This is a genomic window from Mycolicibacterium vaccae NBRC 14118 = CIP 105934 (genome assembly GCF_001552715.1).
In the GTDB taxonomy this organism is placed as follows: domain Bacteria; phylum Actinomycetota; class Actinomycetes; order Mycobacteriales; family Mycobacteriaceae; genus Mycobacterium; species Mycobacterium vaccae.
Window position 1 is genome coordinate 1 of the sequence record NZ_BCRS01000132.1, and the last position, 17,467, is coordinate 17,467.

15 protein-coding genes, 4 tRNA genes and 1 pseudogene are annotated in these 17,467 nt (G+C 67.9%); 12 read left to right on the top strand and 8 right to left on the bottom strand.

Annotation, left to right across the window (positions count from 1 at the left end; genetic code table 11):
- The 4 genes from MVA01S_RS31745 to MVA01S_RS21935 form a co-directional block, all read right to left on the bottom strand.
- Positions 1–639 (bottom strand): DUF6315 family protein (locus MVA01S_RS31745; RefSeq protein ID WP_255251714.1); only part of this gene is annotated, 639 nt, incomplete at its 3' end.
- Positions 640–1,008: 369 nt separating this feature from the next.
- Positions 1,009–1,083: transfer RNA gene (locus tag MVA01S_RS21925), tRNA-Val, on the bottom strand.
- A 12-nt stretch (positions 1,084–1,095) separates the two neighbouring features.
- Positions 1,096–1,169: transfer RNA gene (locus MVA01S_RS21930), tRNA-Cys, on the bottom strand.
- 27 nt (positions 1,170–1,196) lie between these two features.
- A tRNA-Gly gene (locus MVA01S_RS21935) sits at positions 1,197–1,269 on the bottom strand.
- 309 nt (positions 1,270–1,578) lie between these two features.
- Here MVA01S_RS21935 and MVA01S_RS21940 point away from each other — a divergent pair.
- A tRNA-Val gene (locus MVA01S_RS21940) sits at positions 1,579–1,653 on the top strand.
- Positions 1,654–1,708: 55 nt separating this feature from the next.
- On the opposite strand, the gene MVA01S_RS32120 is transcribed toward MVA01S_RS21940, so the two are convergent.
- The gene (locus MVA01S_RS32120) at positions 1,709–2,659 is read right to left on the bottom strand and encodes a Fic family protein (protein ID WP_003933805.1); all 951 of its coding nucleotides are present in this window, start codon (positions 2,657–2,659) and stop codon (positions 1,709–1,711) included.
- Between the two features lie 560 nt (positions 2,660–3,219).
- On the opposite strand from MVA01S_RS32120, the gene MVA01S_RS21950 reads away from it, so the two are divergent.
- The 8 genes and pseudogenes from MVA01S_RS21950 to MVA01S_RS32385 form a co-directional block, all read left to right on the top strand.
- Complete coding sequence (locus MVA01S_RS21950; RefSeq protein ID WP_060941689.1) at positions 3,220–3,309, top strand: potassium-transporting ATPase subunit F; 90 nt, start codon at positions 3,220–3,222, stop codon at positions 3,307–3,309.
- Complete coding sequence (kdpA, locus tag MVA01S_RS21955) at positions 3,309–4,979, top strand: potassium-transporting ATPase subunit KdpA (protein WP_003933806.1); 1,671 nt, start codon at positions 3,309–3,311, stop codon at positions 4,977–4,979. Before MVA01S_RS21950 ends, kdpA begins: the two co-directional genes overlap by 1 nt.
- 14 nt (positions 4,980–4,993) lie before the next feature.
- Positions 4,994–7,135 carry a potassium-transporting ATPase subunit KdpB gene (gene kdpB / locus MVA01S_RS21960; RefSeq protein ID WP_051015406.1) on the top strand — a complete coding sequence of 714 codons (2,142 nt, stop codon included), beginning with the start codon at positions 4,994–4,996 and terminating at the stop codon, positions 7,133–7,135.
- Positions 7,136–8,005, top strand: a complete 870-nt coding sequence (locus MVA01S_RS21965) for a potassium-transporting ATPase subunit C (protein WP_003933808.1) — start codon at positions 7,136–7,138, stop codon at positions 8,003–8,005.
- A gap of 58 nt (positions 8,006–8,063) precedes the next feature.
- Positions 8,064–10,601 (top strand): DUF4118 domain-containing protein, encoded by a 2,538-nt coding sequence (locus tag MVA01S_RS21970; protein ID WP_003933809.1) that lies wholly within the window; start codon positions 8,064–8,066, stop codon positions 10,599–10,601.
- Complete coding sequence (locus tag MVA01S_RS21975) at positions 10,598–11,284, top strand: response regulator (RefSeq protein WP_003933810.1); 687 nt, start codon at positions 10,598–10,600, stop codon at positions 11,282–11,284. The genes MVA01S_RS21970 and MVA01S_RS21975 overlap by 4 nt, the downstream gene beginning before the upstream one ends.
- A gap of 102 nt (positions 11,285–11,386) precedes the next feature.
- Positions 11,387–12,076 carry a hypothetical protein gene (locus MVA01S_RS21980; protein WP_003933811.1) on the top strand — a complete coding sequence of 230 codons (690 nt, stop codon included), beginning with the start codon at positions 11,387–11,389 and terminating at the stop codon, positions 12,074–12,076.
- Positions 11,995–12,198: pseudogene (locus MVA01S_RS32385) on the top strand (hypothetical protein); the annotation flags it as partial. The gene MVA01S_RS21980 and the pseudogene MVA01S_RS32385, both read left to right, overlap by 82 nt.
- An 11-nt stretch (positions 12,199–12,209) precedes the next feature.
- On the opposite strand, the gene MVA01S_RS21985 reads toward MVA01S_RS32385, so the two are convergent.
- The 3 genes from MVA01S_RS21985 to MVA01S_RS30975 form a co-directional block, all read right to left on the bottom strand.
- A complete protein-coding gene (locus MVA01S_RS21985; RefSeq protein WP_003933812.1) occupies positions 12,210–12,713 on the bottom strand; it encodes an STAS domain-containing protein in 504 nt (167 codons plus the stop codon).
- A gap of 229 nt (positions 12,714–12,942) precedes the next feature.
- Positions 12,943–13,755: a SigB/SigF/SigG family RNA polymerase sigma factor gene (locus MVA01S_RS21990; protein WP_390176166.1), complete on the bottom strand. Its 813-nt coding sequence runs from the start codon at positions 13,753–13,755 to the stop codon at positions 12,943–12,945.
- Positions 13,756–14,219: 464 nt separating this feature from the next.
- A complete protein-coding gene (locus MVA01S_RS30975) occupies positions 14,220–14,375 on the bottom strand; it encodes a hypothetical protein (protein ID WP_003933814.1) in 156 nt (51 codons plus the stop codon).
- Between the two features lie 201 nt (positions 14,376–14,576).
- Between MVA01S_RS30975 and MVA01S_RS21995 the strand changes: the two genes are divergently transcribed.
- The 3 genes from MVA01S_RS21995 to MVA01S_RS22000 form a co-directional block, all read left to right on the top strand.
- Positions 14,577–15,854, top strand: coding sequence for a YihY/virulence factor BrkB family protein (locus tag MVA01S_RS21995; protein ID WP_081529198.1), 1,278 nt, complete (start codon positions 14,577–14,579; stop codon positions 15,852–15,854).
- Between the two features lie 68 nt (positions 15,855–15,922).
- Positions 15,923–16,117 (top strand): hypothetical protein, encoded by a 195-nt coding sequence (locus MVA01S_RS31365; protein WP_144033085.1) that lies wholly within the window; start codon positions 15,923–15,925, stop codon positions 16,115–16,117.
- A gap of 39 nt (positions 16,118–16,156) precedes the next feature.
- Positions 16,157–17,467, top strand: a 1,311-nt coding sequence (locus tag MVA01S_RS22000) for an AAA family ATPase (RefSeq protein ID WP_159426340.1), incomplete at its 3' end; no start/stop codon positions are given.

Below are 17,467 nucleotides of genomic sequence, written 5' to 3' on the forward strand. Positions count from 1 at the left end.
CCCCACTTTCCGGTTCGGTTCGCTGTACTTAGCCGCTTGTCGTGGGTCGACTTTCACCTCGATCGGTTCGCCACACCGCGCGATGACCCTCTTGGTTCCGTCATCCCAGGCCTTCTGGGCGTCGGCGGTGTACCGGCGGTGGTGAAGGTAAGGGTTGCGAGGATACAACTCCCTGTACTCCCTGCGGATACATTGCACGGATTCTTCGCTCCAGCCCGCGGCCGGGTGATTGCCGCCAAGGGCTATGGATTGAATCCGTTCGTCCCAGTCGCGGTAGTGGCCATTGTTGAGCAAGGCATGTCGAGTGCGCGCCCCGCAGGCGTCGCATTTCAGGGTCTCCGTTTTCCGCCACCCTTTCGCCTTGCCTTCGACGCTAGAGCTGTGGTTGGGATCTTGATATCGGCTGTAGTCCGAGCTGACGGTCCGCTGATTGCCGCATACGCAGCAGAGGGCGGACACCCGTTTGGCCGGCCGACGCTCGTCCTGGGGCGTCGTAAGCGCAATGCGCCGCGAGTGTGGCCAGTCTTGCTGCCGCCCGCTGTTGCGTGTGCGGCAGGGCTCTGCTGGACCGGCGTGGCAGAACGGGCAGCGGTGGTTCAAGGCTGGATGGATTTCTGATGTTGCGCTGTTTTCGCGCATGGGAGTACTCTCCTGGGTGTCAAGATGAATCCCCGCTGGTAACGGGGCAAAGGTTTTCACTGAGGCGGTTCCCCTGGTCCGGGAGCCGCCTTCAGTCTTTTCTGAGCGATCAGAAGCGCAGAAACGCGCGCGTCGCGCTCAACGGTTTGCGCTGGTCAGGGGAGTTCGCGGGCGACCGATACTGGTCAAATGCAAAATCCCCGCGCTCGACGTATGGGAACGCGACGCGGGGATGCTTTGGTGGCCCTCGTGGGGCATGTGGTGGGCAAATGGGTCCAGCTACCTTTCGTGTAGCTAGCCCCCCGATGAACCTCAGTTCACATGCAGTTCAGGCGGTCCGCCAAAATCGGCGACAACGCAGGTAGAACTTGGTGCGCGATACTGGGATTGAACCAGTGACCTCTTCCGTGTCAGGGAAGCGCTCTCCCGCTGAGCTAATCGCGCCGGTAACAACTTTGGAGGTGGAGACGGGAATCGAACCCGTGTGCACGGCTTTGCAGGCCGTTGCCTCACCACTCGGCCACTCCACCGCTGGGGTTGATGCCACTGCATCCTCGAGCGGATGACGGGATTCGAACCCGCGACCCTCACCTTGGCAAGGTGATGCGCTACCAACTGCGCTACATCCGCACGCCACGGGCGAGATCGTCGCCCGTCGCGATGCAGAACATTAGTCCAGGCAGTCCGGCATACACAAATCCCTTGCTCGCGCGGCGTGCCGACGCGCAAAACCGCAGGTCGGGCCATCATGGGGATCATGGCGTCAAACCCGTCGGAATCGGGGGCATCGGCACGCCCGCGGTTGCCGACGTAGCGCGGTGCTTCGGCCGGCGCGGACGGCGCCGGGACGCGCGTTTCGGCGCAGCTTTCACCAGGGCGTTTCTCGGACGATCGGGACTGCGTGCTAGTCTTCTGCCTCGTTCGACTCGTCGGATATCCGGTCTCGTAGCTCAGTGGGAGAGCGTCCGCCTCACACGCGGAAGGTCGCTGGTTCGAAACCAGCCGGGACCACCACCAATCACGTCTCAGCCCAGGTCACGGCCTGCGGCGCGGTGCCCACGGAGGCAGATCAGTCGGGGCGGTTGCGGCGCCCTGCCCGCGCGGCGAATTCGTCCAGTGCGCTCAGAACTTCGGGTGCGCGCCAAGCTCTGTTTCGCGCACGATCGGTGAACTCGACGATGATGTCGGCTTCGGTGAGCGGGTCGATGTACCGGCGTGCATTTCCGGTGGTGATCCCGAGTTCACGTTCAAGCAGTCGCGCGTTGAATACGGGGTGCTTGATGAGGAGATCGGCGACGCGATGGACTGCGGAGTCTCGGCGGGCGACGATCGTCGAATTCCATTCGCCGCGAATCGATCTGAGGTCTGCGACGAGCCGGCGGCCGTTGGCGACGGCCAGCAGTGACGCTTCTGAGAGGCGCGCGACGATCGGAGCGGGATCTCCTTGGCGGAAGGACCCCAGGGCGTCGAAGTAGGCATCGATATCGGTGAGGAGTCCAGCGGAGACGGGCACGGTGATCTGACGGGTGAGGCGCTTGTGTCGCAACATCGCTTGGATCAAAGCTCGTCCGGTGCGGCCGTTGCCGTCAGTGAACGGGTGGATTGTCTCGAACTGGGCATGGGCGATGGCGATCTGAGGGAGCGCGGGCACATCTGTGCGACTCGTGAAGGCGAGGAGGTCGTCGATGGCTCCGGCGACGCGGGAGTGCTGTGGGGCAACGAAATCGGCGCCGCGAGGACCGAAATTTCCGCCCCCCACCCACATCTGCTCGGTGCGCCAGCGTCCGGCAGAGTCGGGGGCGACATCCTGCATGAGCGCGGAGTGCATGGCGAGAATCGCATTGCTGTCGAGTCGGTCAGCGAGGGCGACAGCGGCTTTCATCGCTTCGGTGTTCGAGACGATCAACGCGGCATTTCGCCGGCTGGTATCTCCGAGTGCTTCGGCTTCGGCGATGGCCCGAGCGGAGGCGGTCAAGTTCTCGATGTTGGAACTCGCCGCAGACTCGGAGCGCAGCAGCACCGCGGAGAACGGCGCGATCTCATCGCTGAGTTCGGCATCGAAACGGGTGATCTCGTTGCCGGCCTCTTCCGCGTCCGCGAGGACCTGGGCCGGCAGGCTCCCGTCGAGACCCGCGATCGCTGCTTCGTATCGTCCGGCCTCGCGCCGTGCCGCTCTGAGGTCGCCTCAGCCTGTAACCCGCCTCGGTCGGAGTCGTCCACGTCACGCTCTCGTGCGTGACGGCGGTCCTCGGGCCAACTGATGCCACGAGCCGACGATGGCATCACCTAGGTGGCTAAGTGATGCCATCGGCTCGGCTGACCATCACCTTCAACCGCGGCCGTAAACGGACCCACCTGCAGGTAGGAGCCACTGCCGCAAGGACTCCGTAAAGGAACGCCGCAGGGGTGTCAAGAAACCGTCAGGAACCGCCGTAGCCGGTTCGCGCGGATGTTGACTCCAAGCGAGCCCACCGGACGTGGGCCGCGAAACGGAGTTGAAGTGATGTCTGTTCTTGCCTACGTCGGGCTGACCGTCGCGCTTTTCGCGATGTTCACCGGGGCCGTGAGGTTGCTCGAGCGATGAGCCTCGCCAACGGTGTCGGCCTGGTCCTGGCCGTCGCGATCGCCCTGTTCCTGATTGCCACCCTGCTCTTCCCGGAGAGGTTCTAGTGTCGGCCACCACCGCGGGGATCCTGTTCGTCCTCGCTCTCGTCATCGCGCTCGCGGCCGTGCACGTGCCGCTGGGCGACTACATGTACCGCGTGTACAACACCGCCAGGGACTCCCGCGTCGAACGTGGCATCTACAAGGTCATCGGCGCCGACCCGAGATCCGAGCAGACCTGGGGTGCTTACGCCAGAAGCGTGCTGGCCTTCTCCGCGGTCAGCCTGCTGTTCCTGTTCTTCCTGCAACTGGTGCAGGGCAGGCTGCCGCTGCACCTGACCGAGCCCGGCACCGAGATGACGCCGGCGCTGGCATGGAACACCGCGGTCAGCTTCGTCACCAACACGAACTGGCAGGCGTATTCGGGGGAGTCCACCCAGGGACACCTGGTGCAGATGGCGGGCCTGACGGTCCAGAACTTCGTGTCCGCGGCGGTCGGCATGGCCGTCGCCATCGCACTGGTCCGCGGCTTCGCGCGCACCAGAACCGGTGAGCTGGGCAACTTCTGGGTCGACCTGGTGCGCGGCACCCTGCGGATCCTGCTGCCGATCGCCGCGGTCGCCGCGGTCATCCTCATCGCCGGTGGTGCGATCCAGAACTTCGCCCTGCACTCGCAGGTGGTCAACACCATCGCCGGCGGCACCCAGACCATCCCGGGCGGCCCGGTGGCCAGCCAGGAGGCGATCAAGCTCCTCGGCACCAACGGGGGCGGCTTCTTCAACGCCAACTCCGCCCATCCCTTCGAAAACCCCACTGCGTGGACGAACTTCGTGCAGATCTTCCTGATCGCGATGATCGCGTTCTCGCTGCCGCGCACCTTCGGCAAGATGGTCGGCAACACCCGGCAGGGGCTGGCGATCGTCTCGGTGATGGGCGTCATCGCCGCGCTGAGCGTGACGCTGCTGATGGTGTTCCAGTTGCAGGCCCACGGCACGGTGCCGACGGCGGTCGGCGCGGCGACCGAGGGCGTCGAACAGCGCTTCGGCGTGGCGAATTCGGCGGTGTTCGCCGCGGCCACCACACTGACCTCCACCGGTGCGGTCAACTCGTACCACGATTCCTACACGAGCCTGGGCGGCATGGTGACGATGTTCAACATGCAGCTCGGTGAGATCGCGCCCGGCGGTGTGGGATCGGGCCTCTACGGCATGCTGATCCTGGCGATCATCACGGTCTTCGTCGCCGGTTTGATGGTCGGCCGCACCCCGGAGTACCTGGGCAAGAAGATCACCCCGCGGGAGATCAAGCTCGCCGCAGGCTATTTCCTGGTCACCCCGCTGCTGGTGCTGACGGGCACGGCGATCGCGATGTCAGGACCCCAGCAGCGCGACAGCATGCTCAACACCGGGCCCCACGGTCTGTCGGAAGTGCTCTACGCGTTCACCTCGGCGGCCAACAACAACGGCTCGGCCTTCGCCGGCATCAGCGTGAACACACCCTGGTACAACACCGCGCTCGGGTTGGCCATGCTGCTGGGACGCTTCCTGCCGCTGATCCTCGTGCTCGCGCTGGCGGGCTCCCTGGCCCGGCAGGGCAGCACGCCCGCCTCGGCCGGCACCCTGCCGACGCACCGTCCGCAGTTCGTCGGACTCGTCTCCGGCGTCACGCTGATCCTGGTCGCCCTGACCTTCCTGCCCATGCTCGCACTTGGGCCCCTCGCTGAAGGAATCCACTGAAAATGACTGTCACCATGGTGACTTCGGCGGTCGAATCCGCCGAAGTCGACTCGAAACCCGCGGCGCGCGTCGGCGGTGGGTTGCTCGACCCCGCGATGCTGGTGCGCTCACTGCCGGATGCGCTGCGCAAGCTCGACCCGCGCACGCTGTGGCGCAACCCGGTCATGTTCATCGTCGAGATCGGCGCCGTCTGGTCCACCGTCCTGGCGCTGATCGAGCCGTCCTGGTTCTCGTGGCTGATCGTCGGGTGGTTGTGGCTGACGGTGATCTTCGCCAACCTGGCCGAGGCGGTCGCCGAAGGCCGGGGCAAGGCGCAGGCCGACTCGCTGCGGAAAGCCAAGTCCGACACCGTCGCCCGCAGACTGAACGGCTGGGCACCCGGCCAGCCGGGGACCGAGGAGAGCGTCGCGGCCCCGATGCTCAAGCAGGGCGACCACGTCGTGGTCGAAGCCGGCCAGGTCATCCCCGGCGACGGTGATGTCGTGGAAGGCATTGCCTCGGTGGATGAGTCGGCGATCACCGGTGAATCGGCGCCGGTCATCCGGGAGTCCGGCGGTGACCGTTCGGCGGTGACCGGCGGTACCACCGTGCTGTCCGACCGCATCGTCGTCAAGATCACCCAGAAGCCGGGGGACAGCTTCGTCGACCGGATGATCGCCCTCGTCGAAGGTGCCAACCGGCAGAAGACGCCCAATGAGATCGCACTGAACATCCTGCTCAGCGCGTTGACGATCATCTTCGTGTTCGCCGTCGCGACGCTGCAGCCGCTGGCGGTGTTCGCCAAGGCCAACAACCCCGGCGTGCCCGACAACCTGGCGCTCGACGGCAACGGGGTGACCGGCATCGTCATGGTGGCGCTGTTGGTCTGCCTGATCCCGACCACCATCGGCGCCCTGCTGTCGGCCATCGGCATCGCCGGCATGGACCGCCTGGTGCAGCGCAACGTCCTGGCCATGTCCGGCCGCGCCGTCGAAGCCGCCGGCGACGTCAACACCCTGCTGCTGGACAAGACCGGCACCATCACCCTCGGTAACCGGCAGGCCGGCGAGTTCATCCCGCTGCGCGGGGTCGGCCCGGAGACCCTCGCCGACGCCGCACAGTTGTCGAGCCTGGCCGACGAGACCCCGGAAGGGCGCTCGATCGTGGTGTACGCCAAGGAAGCCCACGGACTGCGGGCCCGTCAACCCGGCGAGTTGGCCGGCGCGCGGTGGGTCGAATTCACCGCGGCCACAAGGATGTCCGGGGTCGACCTGGACGACGGCCAATCGCTGCGCAAAGGTGCGGCCAGCTCGGTGGCCGAGTGGGTGCGCAGCCAGGGCGCGACGGTGCCGACCCAGCTGACCGACATCGTCAACGACGTCTCCAACTCCGGTGGCACACCGCTGGTGGTCGGTCGCTCGCACCACGGCAGGGCCGAGGTGCTGGGGGTCATCCACCTCAAGGACGTGGTCAAGCAGGGCATGCGAGAACGCTTCGACGAGATGCGCCGCATGGGAATCCGCACCATCATGATCACCGGCGACAATCCCATGACCGCCAGGGCGATCGCCGAGGAAGCCGGTGTGGACGACTTCCTCGCCGAAGCCACCCCGGAAGACAAACTGGCACTGATCAAGAAGGAGCAGGCCGGGGGACGGCTGGTCGCGATGACCGGCGACGGCACCAACGACGCACCCGCCCTGGCGCAGGCCGACGTCGGCGTGGCGATGAACACCGGGACGTCGGCCGCCAAAGAGGCCGGCAACATGATCGACCTCGATTCGGACCCGACCAAGCTGATCGAGATCGTCGAGATCGGCAAGCAGTTGCTGATCACCCGTGGCGCGTTGACGACGTTCTCGATCGCCAACGACATCGCGAAGTACTTCGCGATCATCCCGGCGCTGTTCATGACATTGTTCCCCGGCCTGGACCTGCTGAACATCATGCGGCTGCACAGCCCGCAGTCGGCGATCCTGTCCGCGGTGATCTTCAACGCGATCGTCATCGTGTTCCTGATCCCGCTGGCGCTGCGCGGCGTGCGCTACACCCCGGCCGGCGCGTCGAAGTTGTTGAGCCGCAACATGCTGATCTACGGCCTCGGCGGCATCGTCGCACCGTTCGTCGGCATCAAACTCATCGATCTGGTTGTCCACCTCCTTCCTGGGATGTCTTAGATGAATCTGTCCACTCTCCTCCGTCACCACTGGGCAGCGCTGCGCGCGCTGTTGCTGCTCACCGTCCTGCTCGGGCTGGTCTATCCGGCCCTGGTGTGGGTGCTGGCCCAGGCGCCCGTTCTCAAGCACAACGCCGAGGGCTCCCTGGTCGAGGCCGACGGCCGGACCGTCGGGTCCAGCCGGCTCGGCCAGCTGTTCACCGACGCCGACGGCAACCCACTGCCGCAGTACTTCCAGTCCAGGCCGTCCGCGGCCGGCGACGGCTACGACCCGATGGCGACCAGCGCCAGCAACCTGGGCCCCGAGGACATCGTCGACACCGGGGACCGCACCAGTCTGTTGACCCTGGTCTGTGCCCGCAGCCTCGCCGTGGGGGAGGCCGACGGGGTCAGCGGCGCCCGCCCGTTCTGCACCAACGACGGTGTCGGCGCGGTGCTGTCGGTGATCGGGCCCCGGGACGCACGTGGCACCGTGGTCAACCCCACGCGGGTGATCAGCGTCAACCAGCCCTGCGCCGACACCACCACCCCGTTCGTCGCCACCTACGAGGGGGTGCGCGTGGAATGCAATGACGGCCAGGACTTTTCGCTCGGCCAGATCGTCGCGGTCGAGGGCGCTGCCGGGGAACCGCAGGTGCCCGCCGACGCCGTCACCGCCAGCGGCAGCGGCCTGGACCCCGACATCTCCCCGGCATACGCCGATCTGCAGGTCGAGCGTGTCGCGCAGGCCCGCGGGATCAGCGCCGAGGAGGTGCGCGCGATCGTCGCCGATCACACCCGCGGACGCGATCTGGGGTTCATGGGCCAGCCCCGGGTGAACGTGCTGGCGGTCAACCTGGCCCTGGACGGGCGCTCGGGTCGGCCGGCGTGACGGTCAGGCGCGCGCCCGGCGATTGCCGGGTGCGCGCCGCGGCTGACAAGGTGAACACGTGAGCACCGGCCGATACCGCGCGAAGCGGGGCGAGCTGCGCATCTACCTGGGCGCGGCCCCGGGGGTGGGCAAGACGTTCGCGATGCTCGGTGAAGCGCACCGCCGGTTGGAGCGGGGCACCGATCTGGTGGCGGCGGTGGTGGAGACGCACGGCCGCACGAAGACCGCCGAGCTGCTCGAGGGCATCGAGATCGTCCCGCCCCGGTACGTCGACTACCGGGGCGGCACGTTCGCCGAACTGGACGTCCCCGCCGTGATCGCCCGCAATCCCGAGGTGGTCCTGGTCGACGAGCTGGCGCACACCAACACCCCGGGCAGTGCCAATCCCAAGCGCTGGCAGGACGTCGAGGAGCTCCTCGACGCCGGGATCACCGTGATCTCGACGGTCAACGTCCAGCACCTGGAGAGTCTCAACGACGTGGTCGCGCAGATCACCGGTATCGCCCAGCAGGAGACGATCCCGGACGCGGTGGTCCGCAGCGCCGATCAGATCGAATTGGTCGACATCACCCCGGAAGCCTTGCGGCGCCGGCTCTCCCACGGAAACGTCTATCAGCCCGACCGCATCGACGCGGCGCTGAGCAACTACTTCCGGCAGGGCAATCTGACCGCGCTGCGCGAACTGGCGCTGCTGTGGCTCGCCGACCAGGTGGACGCGGCGCTGGCCAAGTACCGCGCCGACCACAAGATCAGCGACACCTGGGAGGCCCGGGAGCGGGTCGTGGTGGCGGTTACCGGCGGGCCCGAGTCAGAGACGTTGGTGCGCCGGGCGTTCCGCATCGCCTCGAAGTCCAGCGCCGAGCTCATGGTGGTCCATGTCGTCCGCGGCGACGGGCTCGCCGGCGCGTCCGCCCCGGAGCTGGGCAAGATCCGCGAACTCGCGTCCAGTCTCGGCGCCACCGTGCACACGGTGGTCGGCGACGACGTCACCACGGCGCTGATGGATTTCGCCCGGGAACGCAACGCCACCCAGCTGGTGATCGGCACGTCGCGGCGGTCACGCTGGGCGCGGATCCTCGACGAGGGCATCAGCGCGAGAACCGTCCAGGAGTCCGGCCGGATCGACGTCCACATGGTGACCCACCAGGAGGCCAAGGCGGGCTGGTCGATGGCCTCGCTGTCACCGCGCAGCCGCCACCTGACGTCGTGGCTGGCCGCGCTCGTGGTGCCGGCGCTGCTGTGCGCGGTCACCGTGCTGTTCCTCGACCCGCTCCTCGGGATCGGCGGCGAGAGCGCCCTGTTCTTCATCGGCGTGCTCGTCGTCGCACTGCTGGGCGGGGTGGCGCCGGCGGCGCTCTCGGCGGTGCTGTCGGGATTTCTGCTCAACTATTTCCTCGTCGAACCGCGCTACACGCTGACGATCGCCGCGCCGGACAGCGCGGTCACCGTGTTCGTGCTGCTGGCCGTCGCGGTGGCGGTGGCGGCGCTGGTCGACAGCGCGGCCAAGCGGGCGCGCGAGGCCGGCCGCGCCGCACAGGAAGCCGAACTGCTCGCGCTGTTCGCGGGCTCGGTGCTGCGGGGTGCGGATCTGACCGCATTGCTGGAACGGGTACGCGAAACCTATCTGCAGCAGTCGGTTTCGCTGCTGCGCGACACCCCCGAGGGCGGCTCGGTGATCGTCGCGTGCGTCGGCGACCATCCCTGTACCGACATCGGCTCGGCCGACACGGCGATCGAGGTCGGCGATGACGAATTCTGGCTGTTGATGGCGGGCCGCAAGCTGGCGGCGCGGGAGCGCCGCGTGCTCGGCGCGGTCGCGACACAGGCCGCGGGGCTGGTGCGTCAGCGCGAACTCACCGAGGAGGCCAGTCGCGCGGAGGCGATCACCAAGGCCGACGAGTTGCGCCGCTCGCTGCTCTCGGCGGTCAGCCACGATCTGCGCACCCCGCTGGCCGCGGCCAAGGCGGCGGTGTCGAGTCTGCGCACCGAGGACGTCGAGTTCTCGCCGGAGGACACCGCCGAACTGCTCGCCACGGTGGAGGAGTCGATCGACGGGCTCACCGCGCTGGTCGGCAACCTGCTGGATTCCTCCCGGCTGGCCGCCGGGGTGGTCACACCGGACGCTGACCGGGTCTACGTGGAGGAGGCGGTTCAGCGCGCGCTGCTCGGGATCAGGCGCGGTACGACCGCGTCCGGGCTCAGCGCGCTGGAGCGGGTGAAGGTCGAAGTCGGTGACGCGGTGGTGATCGCCGATCCCGGCCTTCTGGAGCGCGTGCTGGTCAACCTGATCGACAACGCGCTGCGCTACTCCATGGGCAGCGTGGTCCGGGTCAACGCCGGCCGGGTCGGGGAGCGGGTGCTGATCAACGTCATCGACGAGGGTCCCGGGGTGGCCAGGGGCGCCGAGGAGCAGCTGTTCGAACCTTTTCAGCGGCTCGGCGACACCGACAACACCAGCGGAGTCGGGCTGGGCCTGTCGGTCGCCCGCGGCTTCACCGAGGCGATGGGAGGTTCGATCTCGACCGGTGACACCCCCGGTGGCGGGCTCACCGTCGTCGTCGACCTCCCTGCCGACTCTTCAGGAGGCTCACGATGAGCAAGATCCGGGTGCTTGTCATCGACGACGAACCGCAGATCCTGCGCGCGCTGCGGATCAACCTGTCGGTGCGCGGCTACGAGGTGTTCACCGCAGCGACCGGCGCGGAGGGGCTGAAGCTGGCCGCCGAGTGCAGACCCGACGTGGTGATCCTCGATCTCGGCCTGCCCGACCTGACCGGTATCGACGTGATCACCGGTCTGCGCGGCTGGCTTTCGGTGCCGATCATCGTGCTGTCGGCGCGCACCGACTCCTCGGACAAGGTGCGTGCTCTCGACGCCGGCGCCGACGACTACGTGACCAAGCCGTTCGGCATGGACGAGTTCCTCGCGCGGTTGCGTGCCGCCGCGCGGCGCAGCGCGGCGGCTTCCGACATGGACGAGCCGGTGATCGAAACATCGTCGTTCACAGTGGATCTCGCGGCGAAGAAGGTGACGCGCAACGGCGCCGAAGTGCACCTGACGCCCACCGAGTGGGGGATGCTGGAGATGCTGGTCCGGCATCGCGGCAAACTCGTCGGACGCGAGGAACTGCTACGCGAAGTCTGGGGACCGGCATACGCCAAGGAAACACACTATCTGCGGGTGTATCTCGCGCAGCTGCGGCGCAAACTCGAAGTCGACCCGGCCAAACCCAAACACCTTCTCACCGAGGCCGGGATGGGCTACCGCTTCGAACAGTGAGCGGTCGGCGTCACGTCAACATCGCGCTAAGAACGGTTCGGCGGGCGTCAGAAGTGCGTATGGACGGTGGCGACCGGCGTGCGCCGGCCGTAGACCTGAGTCATGACACTGGTTCTGGACACCACCGATGACCCTCCGCTATCTGCCACGCCCCCTCGCGCGCCGGAGATGCGCGTCAACGCGGGGCACTGCGTTCCCGCCGCAGCCCTGGCCGACCGGACGCTGGCGGACTGGGCTCGCTCCCACGGGGTTTCGGTGGCCGCGCGCGACGACCACGACCTCGACCTCGTGCGGTACCGACAGATCCGGCCGATCCAGGTGGTGTTCCGGTGTGGCGCGGCGGCGGCCCCGATCCGGCGCGCCGTCGCAATGGACGTGTCGCGGTTCATCGTCGACACCGCGCAACAGATGGCGCGGGTGGCTGAGGACGCCCACAGCACGAAGTACCTCTACCTGACCGATCAGGCGCCGTTGATGTTGGGGGACAGGCGGTTGACGGTGGTCGGTCTGCACACCGAGGTCGACCGGGCGGACGACGCCGCCGAATGGGCGGTTGCGGCCCGCGGACTGGTGCGGCGCGCGACGGTTCTGCAGGCCTGCGGTTCGACGGTCAGGCGACTGGCGCTCAGCGGAGGCTCCCTGTGCTTCTGGGCGCACGCCCCTCAGGTGGCCGGGATCGTGGTGGCCGTCGACCATGCGGTCCGCACCGAATGCGACGCCAGGAGGTTGCCGCGTCCTGCCGTCACCCTGGCCGCGCTGACGGTGGCGCCGGCGCTGGGCGGTGCACGGTGAACGCGCGCACCGGTTTTCGCCTGCGTAACGACTGGCGCCGGTTGCCCACCACGCTGCTCGACGGTGACTTCCCTTGGGGCGCAATCGTCGTCGCGCCCGCCCGCTATGGGTCGGCCCAGCGGCGGTTGGTGGTCTATCCGCCGGGGATCGACGAGTACGAGCGGCGCTGGTTACGGGCCTGCACACGCCAACCCGATCGGCCGCTCCAGACCAACTGGTGCCTGCTGTGCGCGAACCGGTCGAGCCGGGCCAGCGCCGAACTCAGGTCGCCGGCCACGGGCAGTTCCTTGACGGGGTCGCAGATCTCGAGCAGTCGCCGCACGGCGGGGCTGGCGACGATGACCCAGTCCACGTCGCTGCGCACGCTGTGCACGCTGATGTAGTACAGCGCGGTGAAGCCCTGGCTGCCGAAGAAGTCGACCGCGCGCAGGTCGAGCACCAGTTGCCGGGACACGCGGGTGTGCCGTTCGACGTAGCGGGCGAGTGCACGGCCGTTGACGGCGTCGATCTCGCCGATGACCGCGACCGCGACCCGGTAGGGCGAACACTGGCGTACGGCGAATTTCGCGTTGCCGCACTGCTCCTCGTCGGTAGGAGCAGCGGTGCGGTAGGCGGGTTCAGTACCGACGGAGACCATCCTCATTTCCACAAGCGTGACTGCAGCGAAGCTCTGGGCACATCCGGGGCTGGGTACTCAACCGCAATCAGAGTAGTACGGATTCCGTAGGTTCGGGGCACGCTCGCGTGGATCGCGAGTTCCCGCCCCGCCTGGGCGCATTCCCGTCCGCCACCTCCGAGAAGGTTGACGAAGGCGTCAATCCCGGGGTGCGCGGCTACGGAATCCGTCGTCGGTGTCGGTGGACACGTCAACCGACCTGGGCGCGCAGCGTGGCCAGCGCGCGGCTCAGCAGCCGCGACACGTGCATCTGCGACACGCCGATCTGTTCGGCGATCTGGCTCTGCGTGCGGTTGTCGAAGAATCGCAGTTGCAGCACCAGCCGGTCACGGGCGGGCAGGGTGGCCAACAGCGGTTGCACGGTCTGAATGTCGATGACGCGCTGGATGTTCTCGTCGGGGCCGCCGATGGTGTCCAGCAGGGTGAGCCCGTCGCCGTCACCGTTGAGCATCGTCTCCTGCTCGGTTGAGCGGGTGGAGTAGGCGTTCGCCGCAACGAGGCCTTCCACGATCTCGGCCCGGTCCATCCCGAGGTACTCCGCGAGTTCGCTCGGCGTGGGCGCCCGGTTGAGCTGATGGGTGAGTTCAGACTTTGCGCTGTTCATCCGCACGTTGAGTTCTTTGAGTCGGCGGGGAACCTTCAACGACCAGCCGTGGTCGCGGAAGTAGCGCCGGACCTCGCCCATCATCGTCGGGACCGCGAACGCCAGGAAATCGTTGGCGGCGTCGACGTCGAACCTGTTGACGGCGTTGAGCAGGCCGACTCGCGCGACCTGGACCAGGTCCTCGTGCGCTTCGCCGCGTCCGCGGAAACGGCGCGCGATGTGGTCGGCCAGCGGGAGGCAGCGTTCGACGATGGCTTCCCGCAGGCGCTGATACGCCACGGATTCGGGGTCCAGCGCCGACAGCTCCCGGAACATGTCAACGACGTCGTCGTAGGCGCCGTTGGTGCGGGGACGGGTCTTGTGGGTGTGCCTGCGCTCGATCGTCTCGGTCGGAGTGATCGTGGGGGCAATGGTCTTGGGCTGGTCGATCGTCTGCACGGGTCACGCTTTCAAAGTCGTGCACATGACGGCGGGATCGCTCAATGCCGGTCGGCTCGGTAGAGCCTCTAACGGGGTGGTGATCAAACTCCGGCGGCAGAATTGTTTGAGGGTGAGCATTCTCGTCACGCTGTGGACCGCTCACTAGCGATTGGCATTCGGGACCAACAGATCACGCCGGGTGCTCGACATGCGCTTGTAGCGGTAGATAGGTCACCTCGATAAGCAAAAAGCCTGGAAGCTCAAGCATTTTCTGCTGCGAGACAGTGACTCAATATTTATCACCTTCTACCGACAATACGGGTCGGACAGGCAATAGCAACCCCGGCGCCGAGTTATCAGGGTTCTCTCATCCCCTCGGTGATGTTGAGTGCCGCCCACCCGGGGTTCAACGTCACCCGGGTGCGGCGGCTCGCACAGCGCGTCTAGAACCAGACTTTTCGGCCCCCGACCGGCCGTCCGACGGCGCCGAGGATCCACAGCACGATGCCGACCACCACGAGAATCCCACCGATGGTGTACAGGATCGACAGGCCGGTGAAGTATCCGATCAACAAAAGGATGACGCCGAGGATGATCATTATTTGCTCCGATTCGAGGTGGCTGGGATCTGACAGGTATGTCCGGAGTTGCCGGGATTAAACATCCGGTTCAAAACCGCTCACGCCGCGGCGCGGACGCGACGCCGGGGCCGGTGTCGGCAGGTGGTGGCCGCCGAGCACGACGTCGCACGGGCGGTGTCGCGGGGTTTGGCGTATCCCGGGCGCGGGCATCACCCGGCCATGCCGCAACAGGTCCGTGGTCTCCAGCGTCAGCACCAGTTCCAGCCTGCCGGCATAACCGTCCACAAGCGCCGCCCGGGCGCCGTGGTGGGGGCGTTCGTCGTCGGGGTGGCCACCGGCGCGCTGACCCGCTCCCGACGGTCCCAGCCTGCGTCGCGGCCCGTCCGCGCTCCGGCCGGGACCGGGCCCGCCGACGACCCCGAACGGCCCGAGGCCGACCCCGAGCAACCCGAACGCGCTGAGCACCCTGACACCGACGCCCCGCCCGCCGACCACCCGACCAAACCCGACTCGCCGTCCGACCTGACCCGGCCCTCGGTCAGATACGTGCTCCGGCAGACGGCGAGTCAGTTCAGCCGCGACCAGTGCACCGACCTGGCTGCGGCGCTGACCTACTACGCCGTGCTGTCGTTGTTCCCCGCGCTGGTGGTGGTGATGTCGCTGCTGGGTGTGCTGGGCCAGGGGGAGCGCACTGCCGACTCGATCCTGCAGATCGTCGACGACGTCAGCCCCGGCGCGGCCGTCGACGTGCTCCGCGGACCCATCGAGAACCTCGTCAACGCACCGTCGGCCGGGCTCACCCTGGTCGCCGGCATCCTCGGCGCACTCTGGTCGGCGTCCGGTTTCGTCGGCGCGTTCGGGCGCGCGATGAACAGGATCTACGAGGTCGAGGAGGGGCGGCCGATGTGGAAACTGCGCGCGCAACAGCTCCTCCTCACCCTGGTCGGGCTGCTCGTCGCGGCGGCCGTCGCGCTGCTGCTGGCGCTCAGCGGACCGGTCGCCGAGGCGGTCGGCGGATACCTCGGTGTCGGCGAGACCGGCCTGACGATCTGGAACGTCGCGCGCTGGCCGGCGCTGCTCGCGCTCGTGGTCGTCGGGGTGGCCGCGCTGTACTACCTCAGCCCCAACGTCCAGCAGCCGAAGTTCCGCTGGATCAGCGTCGGCGCGGCGGTCGCGATCCTGACGTGGGTGGTGGCCTCCCTGGGCTTCGGCTTCTACGTGGCCAACTTCAGCAACTACGACAAGACCTTCGGCACCCTCGCCGGGGTGATCGTGTTCCTGCTGTGGGTGTGGCTGACCAACCTGGCACTGCTGTTCGGCGCCGAGATCGACGCGGAACTGGAGCGGGGTCGTCAACTCCAGGCCGGGATCAGTGCCGAGGACTCCCTCAAACTGCCGCTGCGCGACACCACCGTCATCGACAAGAACCGGGCCAAGGACCGCGAGAACCGGTTGCGGGGACGGAAACTCCGCCGCTCCCGTGGTCGGCAGGGGTAGCTGCGTTTGCCGTCCCGGGTCGCCGGGTAGAGGGCCGGTTCACCCATGCAGAGAAGGAGGCCGGTGCCGTGAGCGTCGTCCGTCGTAGTCGTTCCCTGGTCCGTCGCGGCGTGAAGGCGCAGCGCCGGGTCGCGCTCGCCCAGATGCTGTTCTGGCCGGTACTCATCGGTGGCGGACTGGTGGCCGGCGCAACCGCGTTCGTGGCGGTGCGGCGTCACCGCCGGGAAGACACCCACCCTGCGCCGCCCGTGGTGGTCGGATAAAGCCGGGCGTGACGCCACCTGCTGCTTTACGCTGAGCGGATGCGGTTGGCGTGGCCGTTGGTGGGCCGCGGACACGAGACCCGTCTCATCGAGGCGGCGCTGTCGGACGCCGACACCGCGGGTGTGGTGATCTCCGGGCACGCCGGCGTGGGCAAGAGTCGGGTGGCGTCGGCCGCCCTGGACGCCGCAGCCGCGCGCGGCCACGAGGTGCGCTGGATCGCGGGCTCCTCGGCGGCGCGCGACATTCCGCTGGGCGCCATGGCCTCCTGGGCCGATCCGGCCGACACGCACGCCCTGCAGTCGGTGTGCGGCGTGATCGAACGGCTCACGGCGGCGCCTCGACCGGTGCTGATCGGGGTGGACGACGCGCACCAACTCGACGACATGTCGCTGTTCGTGCTCCACCAGATCGTGCACCGGCGCACCGCCAAGCTCATCGTGACGCTGCGGGAGGGCGAGACCGTCCCCGGCGGGCTCTCCGAACTCTGGCGGCTCGCCGATTTCGAATGGCTCACGCTGGCGCCGTTGCCCAGGGACGACACCGCGACCCTGCTGACCCGCAGCCTCGACGGGCCGGTGGACCCGGAGTCGGTCAGCCGACTGCACCGACTGACCGGCGGCAACGTGCTCTATCTGCGGCACATCGTGGAACAGGAACTGGCCGACGGCCGACTGACCCGGCGACACGACCACTGGCGCTGGAGCGGAGAACCCTCGGTGCCGCAGACGCTGGTCGAGCTCATCGAATCGCGGATGGGGGCGCTGCGCCCCGAAGTGGCCGCCGTCCTGGATGTGCTCGCGGTCGGCGAACCTCTGGAACTGGCTGTGCTGCAACGCATCACCGACCCCGCAGCGGTGGAGGAAGCCGACGTGCACGGCCTGGTCAGCGTGGACCGGGACGGTCCGCGTCCCGAGGTCCGGGTGGCGCACCCGCTCTACGGGGAGGTGCGGCGCAACCGCACCGCACCGACCCGGCTGCGTCGGTTACGCGGACTGGTCGCCACCGAACTCGCTGCCGCCCCCGATCACGACGAGGTGCGGATCCTGGTGCGCCGGGCGGCGCTGATCCTCGACTCCGACCTCGAACCCGATGCGGACCTGTTGCTGCGTGCGGCCCGCGGTGCGGTCTGCCTGGCCGACCTGCCGCTGGCCGAACGACTGGCCGAGGCCGCGGGCCGGGCCGGGGCGGGCCCGTCGGCGCAGTTCGTCCGCGCGCACGCGCTGTCCTGGCTGGGCCACGGCGACACAGCCGAAGAAGTGCTCACCGGCGTCGACACCGAAGCGCTGAGCGAAGGGGACTTCGCCCGATACACGTTCTTCCGCGCCAGCAACATGCTGTGGGAACTGGCC